General features: G+C 65.2%; 14 protein-coding genes and 1 tRNA gene. 3 read left to right on the top strand and 12 right to left on the bottom strand.

Annotated elements, in window-relative coordinates; genetic code table 11:
• Positions 1-136: 136 nt before the first annotated feature.
• Positions 137-610 carry a hypothetical protein gene (locus tag QRN53_RS16555; protein WP_285244926.1) on the bottom strand — a complete coding sequence of 158 codons (474 nt, stop codon included), beginning with the start codon at positions 608-610 and terminating at the stop codon, positions 137-139.
• A gap of 266 nt (positions 611-876) precedes the next feature.
• On the opposite strand from QRN53_RS16555, the gene QRN53_RS16550 reads away from it, so the two are divergent.
• Together QRN53_RS16550 and QRN53_RS16545 are read left to right on the top strand one after the other, a co-directional pair.
• Positions 877-2,076: an acetyl-CoA C-acetyltransferase gene (locus QRN53_RS16550; RefSeq protein WP_285244925.1), complete on the top strand. Its 1,200-nt coding sequence runs from the start codon at positions 877-879 to the stop codon at positions 2,074-2,076.
• A complete protein-coding gene (locus QRN53_RS16545) occupies positions 2,076-2,573 on the top strand; it encodes an aminoacyl-tRNA deacylase (RefSeq protein WP_285244924.1) in 498 nt (165 codons plus the stop codon). Before QRN53_RS16550 ends, QRN53_RS16545 begins: the two co-directional genes overlap by 1 nt.
• A gap of 73 nt (positions 2,574-2,646) precedes the next feature.
• Here QRN53_RS16545 and rplL read toward each other — a convergent pair whose 3' ends face one another.
• The 9 genes from rplL to QRN53_RS16500 all read right to left on the bottom strand — a co-directional run bounded on the left by rplL (position 2,647) and on the right by QRN53_RS16500 (position 9,179).
• Complete coding sequence (gene rplL / locus QRN53_RS16540; protein ID WP_018760467.1) at positions 2,647-3,024, bottom strand: 50S ribosomal protein L7/L12; 378 nt, start codon at positions 3,022-3,024, stop codon at positions 2,647-2,649.
• Positions 3,025-3,102: 78 nt separating this feature from the next.
• Positions 3,103-3,684 (bottom strand): 50S ribosomal protein L10, encoded by a 582-nt coding sequence (rplJ, locus tag QRN53_RS16535; protein WP_285244923.1) that lies wholly within the window; start codon positions 3,682-3,684, stop codon positions 3,103-3,105.
• 296 nt (positions 3,685-3,980) lie between these two features.
• Complete coding sequence (locus QRN53_RS16530; RefSeq protein WP_285244922.1) at positions 3,981-5,099, bottom strand: GNAT family N-acetyltransferase; 1,119 nt, start codon at positions 5,097-5,099, stop codon at positions 3,981-3,983.
• Between the two features lie 7 nt (positions 5,100-5,106).
• The gene (locus QRN53_RS16525) at positions 5,107-6,243 is read right to left on the bottom strand and encodes a GNAT family N-acetyltransferase (RefSeq protein ID WP_285244921.1); all 1,137 of its coding nucleotides are present in this window, start codon (positions 6,241-6,243) and stop codon (positions 5,107-5,109) included.
• Positions 6,244-6,358: 115 nt separating this feature from the next.
• Positions 6,359-7,066, bottom strand: coding sequence for a 50S ribosomal protein L1 (rplA, locus tag QRN53_RS16520; RefSeq protein WP_285244920.1), 708 nt, complete (start codon positions 7,064-7,066; stop codon positions 6,359-6,361).
• A 175-nt stretch (positions 7,067-7,241) separates the two neighbouring features.
• On the bottom strand, positions 7,242-7,673 hold the full coding sequence (rplK, locus tag QRN53_RS16515; protein WP_018760472.1) for a 50S ribosomal protein L11: 432 nt from the start codon (positions 7,671-7,673) through the stop codon (positions 7,242-7,244).
• Between the two features lie 128 nt (positions 7,674-7,801).
• Positions 7,802-8,623 (bottom strand): transcription termination/antitermination protein NusG, encoded by an 822-nt coding sequence (gene nusG, locus QRN53_RS16510; protein ID WP_285244919.1) that lies wholly within the window; start codon positions 8,621-8,623, stop codon positions 7,802-7,804.
• 115 nt (positions 8,624-8,738) lie between these two features.
• Positions 8,739-9,023, bottom strand: coding sequence for a preprotein translocase subunit SecE (gene secE, locus QRN53_RS16505; protein ID WP_018760474.1), 285 nt, complete (start codon positions 9,021-9,023; stop codon positions 8,739-8,741).
• Positions 9,024-9,106: 83 nt separating this feature from the next.
• Positions 9,107-9,179: transfer RNA gene (locus tag QRN53_RS16500), tRNA-Trp, on the bottom strand.
• Positions 9,180-9,456: 277 nt separating this feature from the next.
• Here QRN53_RS16500 and QRN53_RS16495 point away from each other — a divergent pair.
• Entirely contained in the window at positions 9,457-10,674 is a 1,218-nt protein-coding gene (locus QRN53_RS16495; RefSeq protein ID WP_285244918.1) for a pyridoxal phosphate-dependent aminotransferase, read from the top strand.
• A 122-nt stretch (positions 10,675-10,796) separates the two neighbouring features.
• Here QRN53_RS16495 and QRN53_RS16490 read toward each other — a convergent pair whose 3' ends face one another.
• Complete coding sequence (locus QRN53_RS16490) at positions 10,797-11,486, bottom strand: LuxR C-terminal-related transcriptional regulator (protein ID WP_285244917.1); 690 nt, start codon at positions 11,484-11,486, stop codon at positions 10,797-10,799.
• Complete coding sequence (locus tag QRN53_RS16485) at positions 11,483-12,817, bottom strand: ATP-binding protein (RefSeq protein ID WP_285244916.1); 1,335 nt, start codon at positions 12,815-12,817, stop codon at positions 11,483-11,485. The genes QRN53_RS16490 and QRN53_RS16485 overlap by 4 nt, the downstream gene beginning before the upstream one ends.
• Positions 12,818-12,834 lie beyond the last annotated feature (17 nt).

Below are 12,834 nucleotides of genomic sequence, written 5' to 3'. Positions count from 1 at the left end.
GCTATATGAAGGCTGAAGGTAAACAGGGAAGACGCAAATATCTACGATACGGCAAAACAACCTACGTGTCTACCCCACATCCGGCCGGATTGCAAGCACCTGTTTTCCCGCTGTGTGCCTGTGTGCCGTACTTTACCTAGAGGCGCAGCGTGACACCTTCGGCAGTGCAGGTCCCCGAGTTGGCGAAGACGGCGTCCCGCACTGCATCCTTGGACTCTTGGGCAGGCGTGCTGCCGGACTCCGCTGCGGCCGAGTGGTCGATTGCGAGCAGGCTGAGCGAGGCAAACAGCCCCTCCAGGTCCCCGGAAACGGTGTCCTTGGCGTCCTGGGCTTTCAGGTACACGTCTTCATAGCCCTTTGCGTCGGTGGGCGAAACCGCGGCGTAGTCGGCGAAGAGTTTGTTGAAGAGTTCGCAGGCTTCCTTGGCCCCCGCACCCTGGGCGACGGAGCCTGATGCTGACGCACGGGGCGTGCTGCCGTCGCTGGGCCGGACGGCGGGCGAAGCGGCCGCCTGCGTTGACTCCGTCGGCTCCGGCGCCGGCGTCGATACCGAGCAGCCGCTCAGCGCGGCAATGGCGGCAAGGGCCGCTGCGGCAATTCTCGTCTTCATGATCTCGCTCCGTCCGTCACGGCCCCGGACCCGGTGTCCCCCTGAAAAGCCTCGCCCACCACCCTACGCAAGCCGCCGCCGTCGTGCACGCCGGCGGGATGGGGACCTCTCCCCTGCCCCGCCCGGCGGCCTCCCGCCCCGGCCGCGAACCCGCAGCAGCCGCGGCGCCGGAATGCGCACAGGCGTCCGGGCGTTTGAGTAGATGGGTGACCAGGCTCACGATAGCCTTGGTGGCTTACACCTGAACCGGATTGAAAGTGATGACCATGGGCAACTCTCCTGACAACAGTGACGTCGTCATCCTCGCGGCAGCGCGGACCCCGCAGGGCCGCATCAACGGCCAATTGTCCAGCCTGACGGCGGTGGACCTGGGCGCCCACGCCATCAAGGCTGCTTTGGCGGCCAGTGGCGTCGACGCCGCCGATGTGGAAGCCGTAATCATGGGACAGGTACTGCAGGCGGGTGCCGGCCAGAATCCCGCGCGACAAAGCTCCATCGGCGCCGGGATCGGCTGGAACGTCCCCGCCGTGACCGTCAATAAAGTGTGCCTCTCCGGGCTCACCGCGGTGATCGACGCCGCCCGTATGATCCGTTCCGGCGAGGCCTCCGTGGTGGTGGCCGGCGGCCAGGAATCCATGAGCCGGGCACCGCACCTGCTCCCCGGGTCCCGGCAGGGATGGACCTACGGCTCGATCCAGACACTGGATGCAGCCGCGCACGACGGCTTGACCGACGCCTTCGACGGTGAGTCCATGGGGTTGTCCACCGAAACGCGCAACCTCACCCTGGGCATTGACCGCACCTCCCAGGATAACGTGGCGGCGCAGTCTCACCAGCGCGCCGCCCTCGCCGCGAAAAACGGAACGTTCGACGGCGAAATCGCCCCGGTCAGCGTCAAGCAGCGCAAGGGCGACCCCTTGGTGGTGGACACCGACGAAGGCGTGCGCCCCAACACCTCGGTGGAATCGCTCGCGGGCCTGCGGGCCGCCTTCGTTACGGACGGCACCATCACCGCCGGCAACTCGTCCCCCCTGTCCGACGGCGCCGCCGCCCTGGTGCTTTCCTCCCGCGCCTACGCCGACGAACACGGCCTGGAGTACCTGGCCGTCGTCGGGAAACCGGGCCAGGTTGCCGGACCGGACAACTCACTGCATTCACAGCCTTCGCACGCGATCATGAATGCCCTCGGCAAGGCCGGTTGGGGCACGGCGGACCTGGACTTCATCGAAATCAACGAAGCCTTCGGTTCCGTTGCCGTGCAGTCGCTCAAGGACTTGGATTACCCCCTGGAAAAGTGCAACATCCACGGCGGGGCCATCGCCCTGGGGCATCCGATCGGCGCTTCGGGAGCCCGGCTGGCCGCCCACGCCGCCCACGAGCTGAAGCGCCGCGGGACTGGCAAGGCCGCCGTAGCGCTGTGCGGCGGAGGAGGGCAGGGCGAAGCGCTCCTGCTCTACCGCGACTAGTGGCGGGCACCGCCGTAAACGGTACGGACGGCGCCGGGCGGGAACGTTTCCTGGCCGACGCCGCCGCCCGCGGGCTGCACGTTGACGTCGTGGAACGCCCGCCGGCCCGCAGCCTGGAGGAAGCCGCCGGCATTCTGGGCATCACGCCGGCCGACATTGTGAAGTCACTGGTGGTCAAGCACAAGGACGGTACGTTCCTGTTCGCCCTGATTCCCGGCGACCGGCAGATCTCCTGGCCCAAACTCCGGTCCCTGGTGGGCGTCAACAAGCTCTCGCTGCCGCCGGCAGACATCGCCCTCGACGCGACAGGATACGAACGTGGCACCATCACGCCGCTGGGCAGCACCACGGCCTGGCCCGTCTACGCCGACGCCACGATCACCGGCCGCCGGATCTCCATGGGCGCCGGAGCCCATGGATACAGTGCTTTTGTTGACGCCGACTCGCTGACCAAGGCCCTGGGCGCCGTCGTCGCCGACATCTCAGAACCCGGCTGAGCCTCCCGGCCCGCTTAAAGCAGGAAACCCCGCCCACCGAAGTGGACGGGGTTTCCGAAAGGAAAAGGCGTTGTTACTTGAGGGTAACGGTGGCGCCTGCAGCCTCGAGCTGCTCCTTGGCCTTCTCGGCAGCTTCCTTGTTGGCGCCTTCGAGAACAGCCTTGGGGGCGCTGTCAACCAGGTCCTTGGCTTCCTTGAGGCCGAGGGAGGTGATGGCGCGAACTTCCTTGATGACGGCGATCTTCTTGTCACCGGCAGATTCGAGGATGACGTCGAAGTCAGTCTTCTCTTCAACCTCTTCAGCAGCTCCGCCACCGGCAGGGCCGGCAACTGCAACAGCAGCGGCGGTAACTTCGAAGGTCTCTTCGAAGAGCTTGACGAACTCGGAGAGCTCGATGATGGTCAGTTCCTTGAAAGCTTCAATGAGCTCTTCGTTGCTGAGCTTCGCCATGGTTGGCGTCCTTCCTGTTGTGGTGTCCGAACGGCGCGGAGCCGGACCTGACACCGGAGTCTGGTGGGGTAAAGAGAATTAGTTCTCTTCGGCAGCGGGAGCTTCGGCGGGTGCCTCGGCTTCAGCGGCGGGAGCTTCTTCAGCGGCAGGCGCTTCGGCAGCTGCCGGTGCACCGTTCTCTTCTTCAAGCTTGAGGCGCAGTGCGTCGATGATGCGTGCAGCTGCGGCGGCGGGTGCCTTGAGGACGCCTGCAACCTTGGCGAGCTGCAGCTCACGGGACTCGAGGGCAGCCAGGGCTGCAACCTCGGTGGCGTCCAGTGCCTTGCCCTCGAAGTAACCGGTCTTGATGACCAGCTGCTTGTTGGCCTTGGCAAAATCCGTCAGGCTCTTGGCAGCGGCAACTGCGTCACCCTTGATGAACGCGATTGCAGTGGGGCCGGAGAGCTGGCCGTCGAATGCTTCGACGCCGGCTTCCTTGGCTGCAATGGCGGTCAGGGTGTTCTTGACGACCGCGAACTTGGTGTCCTGGCCGAGAGAAACACGCAGCTGCTTGAGCTGTGCAACGGTGAGCCCGCGGTATTCGGTCAGGACAGCGGCGTTCGATTCCTTGAAATCGTTAGTGATCTCAGCTACTGCTGAAACCTTGGTAGGCGTTGCCATAACCCTCCTTCCGGGGATAGTGCCGGTATTCGACGGTCCCCGCTCAAGAGAGCTAAAACTAAAAACGCCCCGCGCAGATGCACGGGGCTTGGCTCAACACGGCTTTGCCGCGGAGCTTTGCTTCGTTCACCTGCGCCGGCCGCCCTGCGTTGAGGGTCCTTCGTCCGGAAAGCCACTGTGGTCTCCGGCGCACAACTGCAGAGTTGAGCCATGTACAGGAGAGTGGATTTCCAACAACCGACGGTCTTTGGTCCACCCAGCTTACGCGAGGTGACGCCGGTCCGCCAAATCGGGCGTCAACTGGTGCTGGTCCGCATCGTGGGAAGTTCCTTTTGCCATATACCGGTCACCCCGGCCGTCTGGAACCCAAGCTGTTTGTTGACCGTCAGGAGGTACCGGTTCTCGGGGGCGTTCCAGGTGTAGATGATGCGTGCATCCGGGAACTGTTCGCTGAGCCGCTCCATGTTGGCCACCTTGATCAGCAGGCCAAGCTTGTTGCCCCGGTGCTCCTGCAGGACCAGGGTATCGTCCTGGAAAACGACGTCGGCGCGGTGGGCCAGCACGGTGATGGTGGTCAGTCCCACGAGCGAACCTGTGGCGATGTCTTCGACGGCGGTGACCACCGTCCGCCTTCCCTGCGCGATGGCGACGTCTTCGGCCTCACGCAGGATCCCGCCGTCGAACACCATGTCCTGCTCCACCGGCACGTCCAGTGAGGGGTCGACGTCGGCACCCGCCTGGTTCTCCAACACCGCCACGGCCTCCAGCCATTGGTCCGGGCAGCGGTCCGTCCAGTGGTGCAGCCGGTACCTGCCGCCGTTGGCTTCGTCGGCCTCGCCCTGGAGGTCTGCCACCAGTTTGGTGTCCAGGGGAAGGAGGCAGGAGCTGAACTGCTCAATGTGCTGGAGCGTGTAACCGGTCCGCTGCGCGAACTCCACCTCCCGGCTTTCCAAGGGAACGAACCCCTGGCCGGTGCCCGGGACCAGCTGGGCCTGCCCGAACTCGTGCAGCGAAGCGCCGGGGTGGTTGGTGTCCACCAGGATCATGGTGCGGCCCTCACCCCGGGCCAACTGCTCGGCCGCTTCGAGCAGGCGCCGCCCCACGCCCTGGCGCTGGAACTCGGGCAGGATGTCCAGGGTGAGTTCGGCGAGGTCCAGGTGGTCTGTCAGTGGCAGCGCGATGTCCACGGTGCCCACGATGTCGCCGTCCACCTTGGCGACGAGGATCAGCTGGCGCTCATAGGGATCAGCGAACTCAAGCAGCTTCTCCAACGGACCGTAGGCGAGATCGTCACTCCCCCAAGTCTGCATCCGCACTTTGCGGCCCACTTCGACGGCGGCGAGGAAGTCCGCTGCGTCGGGGGTGTCCAAAGAATCGGGGATCCACAGCTGCTCGATCTTCACGTCTATTGCCATACGGGCATCATCCCAGCCGTTTCTTCCACTCACCTTCATAGCCAGCGGGCTTGAATCCAAGTGCGGTATTTATCGCCAGCATATGCTGGTTTTCGCTGGCATTCCATGTCAGGACCGAGCGCGCCGGGGGCCACTTTTCCTGGGCACGGCGGAGGTTGGCCGCTTTGACCAGCATGCCCAACCGGTGGCCGCGGTGCTCCGCCGCCACCAGGGTGTCCTGCTGGATGAGCGACCCCGGCACCTCCGGGCGCCAAGTCAGGACCGTATACGCCACCAGCTCGCCGGTATGCCGGTGCAGGGCGGCCGCCACGGATGACTGGACGCCGCCGCGGCCGAGCGCCGACTCGTCCTCCCGGACCCGGGCGGCATCCCAGTCCTCACGTTGCCAGTCCATACCCGCCGTGGGAGCATCCGTGCTCATCCGCACCCTGAGCCGGGCATAACCGGCAACGAGCCCTTCCGGGCAATGATCGTCCCAGGACGTCAGCGTGTAATGCGCTGCATGGGCATGCCCTTCCGCCTCCAGACGGGCGAGCAGGTCTCGGGGCACGGGAAGCGCGAGCCGGCTGGAGCGCTCCACCTGTTCCAGTTGGTAGCCGTGTGCAACGGCAAACGCGGTTGCGGGGTGGTCCATGGGCAGGTGCCCGCTGCCGGACTTCGCGGCCAGCATACGGGCACCCTCCGGTGGGTCCAGTGGCAGTTCGTGGTAGCCGTCCAGGGATGACCGGCCGCGGGTGCGGGCCACGGTTTCGGCGTGACCCAGCAGGGCACGGCCGATCCCCCGGCGGCGCCAGCGGGGAACCACCAGGACGTCAATGCCTGCCGTGGCCGTGTTGTCCTGCAACGGCAGGGTGACCGAGCACAGACCCACTGGTTCGCTGCCGATCCGGGCCAGGAAGAGATGCCGTTCTTCGTATCGGTTGCCAGGCCAGTACTCCAGCGCTTCCCTGTCTGTCAGGCAGCGGTCCAGGTTTCCCCACACCGCCATGTCCTGCGCCGCCCTCATGGCCTGGCAATCCCGGAGGTCCCCGGACACCCGGGCGGCATCCGGGGCGCCTCCGGCGGGTGGCACCACGACGGCGGCAATCACCAACGCATCGGGCGCCGGCAAGGACGGGACTCCATCGGGATCCGGATTATCCATGCAGCCAGCTTAGGCAAAACACCCGGACAACAAAGGAGCCCGCCACGACGCATAAGCGTTGTGGCGGGCTCCTGACGCACCGGAATCAGCCCGGAGCAGGAACTTCAGTCAAGGACTACGCCTCGGTGAGCACCTTGGTGACGTTGGGGTCGACAGAGATGCCGGGACCGAACGTGGTGGCAACGGTGGCCTTCTGGATGTAGCGGCCCTTGGCAGCGGAAGGCTTCAGGCGAAGCACCTCTTCGAGTGCTGCTGCGTAGTTCTCGGCAAGCTTGATGGCGTCGAAGGACACCTTGCCGATGATGAAGTGCAGGTTGGAGTGCTTGTCGACGCGGAAGTCGATCTTTCCACCCTTGATGTCGTTGACGGCCTTGGTGACATCGGGGGTCACGGTGCCCGTCTTCGGGTTCGGCATCAGGTTACGCGGACCCAGGACCTTACCGAGGCGGCCAACCTTGCCCATGAGGTCAGGGGTGGCAACGGCTGCGTCGAAGTCGGTCCAGCCGCCGGCGATCTTTTCGATCAGGTCGTCGGAACCAACGAAGTCGGCGCCGGCTGCGATTGCGGCCTCAGCCTTGTCGCCCGTGGCGAAGACCAGGACGCGGGCGGTCTTACCGGTGCCGTGGGGCAGGTTGACCGTACCGCGGACCATCTGGTCGGCCTTACGGGGGTCAACGCCCAGGCGGAAAGCCACCTCGACGGTTGCGTCGAACTTGGACGGGTTGGTTTCCTTGGCCAGCGTTACTGCCTCGAACGGTGCGTAGTGCTTCTCCGCGTCGATCTTGGCGGCTGCTGCCTCATATGCTTTGCTGCGCTTTGCCATGCTGCTTATTTCTCCTTGTGCAGTTGTGGTCTGCGGACCGCGCTGGGCCCTGCCACAGTCGGTGGTCCGGTTCGTTATCCGGCCCGGATGCCCGACATTTCAATTGTTGTGGTGCCGGTGTCCCGGCGGTGCGGCCCGTCGTCGTAATCCCGACGCAGGACAGCGGTAGGGGTAATTAGCCCTCGACGGTGATACCCATGGAGCGGGCGGTGCCGGCGATGATCTTGGCTGCGCCTTCGAGGCTGGTGGCGTTGAGGTCTTCCATCTTGGTGGAGGCGATCTCGTTGACCTGGGCCTGGGTCAGCTTGGCAACCTTGACGGTGTGCGGGGTGGATGAACCCTTGGCAACGCCTGCAGCCTTCTTGATGAGCTCTGCAGCCGGCGGGGTCTTGGTGATGAACGTGAAGGAACGGTCCTCGTAGACCGTGATTTCCACGGGGATGACGTTTCCGCGCTGGGCTTCCGTCGCAGCGTTGTACGCCTTGCAGAATTCCATGATGTTGACACCGTGCTGGCCAAGTGCAGGACCGATCGGCGGGGCCGGGTTGGCGGCACCTGCCTGGATCTGCAGCTTGATGAGGCCGGTGACCTTCTTCTTGGGAGCCAATGTAGGGTCCTTCTCTCAATAACGTCCTGGGGCACAGGAGCGTGCCTCAGGTTTTTGGCCGCCATGGCGAGGCGGCCGGCCGTTCCGGTGCCGCTAAGCAGGCGGTGCCGGAACGAATTCTCGGGTTGTCAGATCTTGGTGACCTGGTTGAACGCCAGGGTAACGGGCGTTTCGCGCTCGAAGATCGAAACCAGCACCACGAGGGTCTGGGACTCGGGCTTGATCTCGGAGATCGTGGCGGGGAGGGTCTCGAACGGACCTTCCTTGACGATGACGGACTCGCCGACCTCGAAGTCGACGGCCACGGGAGCCTGGTTCTGCTTGTTGACCGGCTTGCCCTTCTCGGCCTGTTCCTCCTCGAAGACAGGGGCGAGCATGGAGAAGACCTCGTCCAGGCGCAGCGGAACCGGGTTGTGGGCGTTGCCCACGAAGCCGGTGACACCAGGGGTGTGGCGGACGGCGCCCCAGGAGGCGTCGGTCAGGTCCATGCGGACCAGGACGTAACCGGGGATGCGGACGCGGTTGATCACCTTGCGCTGGGCATTCTTGATCTCCACGACTTCTTCCATGGGCACCTGGATTTCGAAGATGTAGTCTTCCATGTCCAGGGTCTGGATGCGGGTTTCAAGGTTGGCCTTCACGCGGTTCTCGTAACCGGCGTAGGAGTGGATGACGTACCAGTCACCCTCCTGGCGGCGCAGCTTGGCCTTGAATTCCTCGGCGGGATCAACGGCTGCAGCGGCCGCTGCGGCGGCGAGGGCGTCGGTGGACTCGTCGTCGTCGCCGTCTGCGGCGTCGGCTTCTTCACCGGCGACGTCGTCAGCATCGGAGCCGGCGTCGTCGGATTCGGGCGCGAAGGACTCAACCTCGGACTCTTCACCGGCTTCTGCCGCGACGTCCTGGGACTCTTCCAGCCCAGACTCGGTTACCTCGAGCTCCTGCTCAGACACTTGGTCTCCTGCTTCCTCATTGCCTAACATGCCTATTTAAATGGCTCAATTCCGCACGCCGGCGCTTCCCTTCCGGTTTCCCGGACGAAACACGCGGCCTGCGGACCATCCAGCCTTAGCTGTCCGTCGAGCCGGTACCGCCGAAGATCCAGCTGACAGCGGTTCCGAAACCAATGTCCAGCAGGCTGACGATGACCATCATGATGGCCACGAACACCAGCACCACGAGCGTGTAGTTGATCAGTTCCTTGCGGGTGGGGGCCACAACCTTCTTGAGTTCGCCAATGATCTGGCGGACAAAGAGAGCAATGCGGGCGAAGAAGCTTGCCTTGGCTTCCTTCTTAGCTGGGCGGCCCTTGGAGCTGCTGGCAGCTGTTTCGGTCACCTGGTCCTCGCTCATCTTTGCAATGGTGGATTACCCGGCCCTGATCAGAACCATGGTTACTGCGCCTGCCCCGGGCTTTCGCCCGGAGACAGCTTGCGCAGGGCAGACAGGACTCGAACCTGCAACCTGCGGTTTTGGAGACCGCTGCGCTACCAATTGCGCCACTACCCTATGGAGTGAATGCCACTCTTTGACGACTCATGCACCAGTTTGAACTGGGGCGCACGCCATCATCCGTGTTTCAACACCGGTGAACCAGTCTACGCAAGAAGTCCGCGTAGGTAAAACCGGCCCGAACCGGCCCAACCGCCGGCCGGTCCGACATGTGCAGCAGCTAGCAGTCACAAAACCAAACCGGCTCCCCGGAGGGTCCGCTGAACAGCATAGAGTAGAACTCGTCGAAACCCACATTCCAGCCTTCCGGCTGCAAGCGAAGAACGGACCTGCCATGTCTGCCGCCCGCGTTTCCAAGCGCATATCCGCAATTGCCGAATCCGCAACCCTTGCCGTTGATGCGAAGGCGAAGGCGCTCAAGGCAGCAGGACGGCCGGTTATTGGCTTCGGTGCGGGCGAACCCGACTTCCCCACCCCGGACTACATTGTCCAGGCCGCCATCGAAGCGGCCAGCCAGCCCAAGTACCACCGTTACTCACCCGCGGGCGGCCTGCCGGAGCTGAAGAAGGCCATTGCCGAAAAGACCCTCCGGGACTCCGGCTACACCGTTGATCCCTCGCAGGTGCTGGTCACCAACGGCGGTAAGCAGGCCGTTTACAACACCTTCGCCACCCTGGTGGATCCGGGTGACGAAGTGATCGTGCCCACCCCGTTCTGGACAACCTATCCCGAGGCGATCCGCCTGGCCGGCGGCGTGCCCGTTGAGGTTTTCGCCGGGCCGGAGCAGGACTACCTGGTAACCGTCGAGCAGCTCGAGGCGGCTGTCACGGACAAGACCAAGATCCTTTTGTTCGTCTCGCCGTCGAACCCCACCGGCGCCGTCTACTCCCCCGAGCAGGTGGCCGAGATCGGCAAGTGGGCAGCGGCAAAGGGCCTGTGGGTTGTCACGGACGAGATCTACGAGCACCTGACCTACGACGGCGTCCCCTTCACCTCCATCGCCACAGCGGCCCCCGAACTTGCTGACAAGGTGGTCATCCTCAACGGCGTCGCCAAGACGTACGCCATGACGGGCTGGCGCGTGGGCTGGATGATCGGCCCCGCCGACGTCATCAAGGCCGCCACCAACCTGCAGTCGCACGCCACATCCAACGTCTCCAACATCATGCAGATCGCGGCCCTCGCCGCTGTCTCCGGGCCTCTGACCGCGGTGGATGAGATGAAGGTGGCCTTCGACCGCCGCCGCAAGGCCATCGTTGCCGGCCTGAACGCCATCGACGGCGTGGAATGCCCGACGCCGAAGGGCGCCTTCTACGCCTACGCGGACGTCCGGGGGCTGCTGGGCAAGGAATTCCCGACTGCGTCCGGCACCGCCACACCGCAGACTTCTGCCGAACTGGCCGCCCTGATCCTGGATGAGGTCGAGGTTGCGGTCGTTCCCGGCGAGGCGTTCGGCCCGTCCGGATTCGTCCGCCTCTCCTACGCCCTGGGCGATGACGACCTCGCCACCGGCGTCCAGCGCCTGCAGGACTTCCTGGGCAAGGCCCAGTAACGCCCCATCACCTTTTGCAGGAAAAACCAGAACGCCCCATCACCGAGTGATGGGGCGTTCTGGTTTATGGCCCGAAAGGTGTTGGGGCGTTTGGATGTAATGCGCGGGAGGTGATGGGGCGTCTAGAGGAGGCGGCGCTCGGCGGCCCACTTGGTCAGTTCGTGGCGGCTGGAAAGCTGCAGCTTCCGCAGCACCGCGGACACATGGGTTTCGACCGTCTTGATGCTGATGAAGAGTTCTTTGGCCACTTCCTTGTAGCTGTAGCCCCGGGCGATGAGCCGCATGACCTCCAGCTCGCGTGCGGAGAGCTTGTCCAGTTCGTCGTCGGCAATGTCCGCGGGGGCGGTTCCGAACGCGTCGAGGACGAACCCGGCCAGGCGCGGCGAGAATACGGCGTCGCCGCCGGCCACCCGGAACACGGCATCGGTGATCTCGGCGCCGGAAATGGTCTTGGTGACATAGCCCCTGGCGCCGGCGCGGATCACGGCCACCACGTCCTCCGCCGCGTCGGAAACACTCAGGGCCAGGAAGCGGGTGGCGGACAGGAGCGCTGCGGAACCTGCGATGACTTCCCGGCCGCCGCCGCCCAGGCCGCCGGGCAGGTGTACGTCCAGGAGGACGACGTCGGGCCGCTGTTCGGCGATCACGGCGATGGCCTGCTCCACGGTGGCGGCCTCCCCCACCACGTGGATCCCGGCATCAAGGTCCGCCTTCAGCCCGGACCGGAAGATCGCATGGTCGTCCACGATCACCACCCGCACGGACTTGGCCGGCCGGGCAGCTGGGCCCCCTGTTCCCTGGATGGTGCTCATGGTTTTCCTTCCGCGTTGTCCGCCGCCGGCAGCCTCAGCCGAACCTCGGTGCCGCCATCAGTACTGAGGATGACGGCCGAGCCGCCATGCCGTTTCATTCTGCCGATGATCGATTCCCGCACGCCAAGCCTGTCTGATGGGACGTTTCCGAGCTCAAAACCGGGGCCCCTGTCCTTGATGAAGATTTCGGCCTGCGCGTCAGAAGCCTCAAGGTACACAGACACCGTTCCGCCGCCGTGCCGGGACGCGTTGAGCATCGCCTCACGGCTGGCCTGGACCAGGGCTTCATGGGCCTCCGTCATGGCGGCGTCGCCCACGGTGACCACCTCCACGGCATTACCAAGCAGGTCCTCCACCTCGGCGGCTGCGGCCTTGATCCGGTCCGAGAGCTGGCCGCTTTCCCGTCCATGGTCCTGGAAGAGCCAGCCACGCAACTCGCGCTCCTGCGCGCGGGCGAGGCGGACGACGTCGTGCTCGCTGCCCGCCCGCCGCTGGATCAGGGCGAGCGTCTGCAGGACGGAGTCGTGCAGGTGTGCGGCAATCTCCGCGCGTTCCGTTTCCCGGATCCGGCCCGCCCGCTCGGCTTCGAGGTCGCGCCAGAACTTCAACGCCCACGGCAGCAGCACAAGCACCACACCGCCCAGGACGGCCACGGAAGCCAGCAGCGCGAGCCACGTCTGTTCCCAGGAACCCGAACCGGACACCATCACCAGGACACCGGCAACCACCAGCGCCAGTCCGGCTGCCAGCCGCCCCCACCCGCCGGCCTGGTCCGCTTTGGTCTTGTCCAAGAGTCCCGCACGCCGGGTCTCATCCAGCTGCATCCAGGCGATCGAGGCGCCGCCCAGGACGGCGGCGGCGGGGATGAGGGTCCCGAGGGACACGTCTACTCCCAGCAACTGGGCGATCATGATTGCGGCGACCAGCAGGAGTCCGCAGCCGAGCAGGATTTCCTTGCCGTAGCGCATCCCCTGCACCCGGAACCAGGGTGCGGCGGGCGGAGCACCGGTGCCGGACGGGTCGGGGCCCGCGGCACCCATGGGACTCCCGTCGTCGGCAGCTGTTGCGGCGGGTGGCCGGCTCACCGCCGGGGCAATGGGCGACGCCGGGCGGCGGGCATTGCGCCGGGCGGCTTCATCCGCGGTGGGAACCATGATCCAGAGCCAGGCGTAAAACACCAGGCCCGCTCCGCCTGCGAAGGACGCGAGGACCATGCCCCAGCGGACGGTCTTCACGGGCCACCCCAGATGCAGGGCCAGGCCGGAACATACGCCGGCGATGATCCGGTCACTGCTCCGGGCCAGGGGCGGCCGCACCGGGAGGGTTGTCATGGATCAATCCAAGCATG

The organism is Pseudarthrobacter sp. fls2-241-R2A-127, from assembly GCF_030209355.1.
Classification (GTDB): domain Bacteria; phylum Actinomycetota; class Actinomycetes; order Actinomycetales; family Micrococcaceae; genus Arthrobacter.
This window is presented reverse-complemented; position numbering and strand designations above follow the sequence as displayed.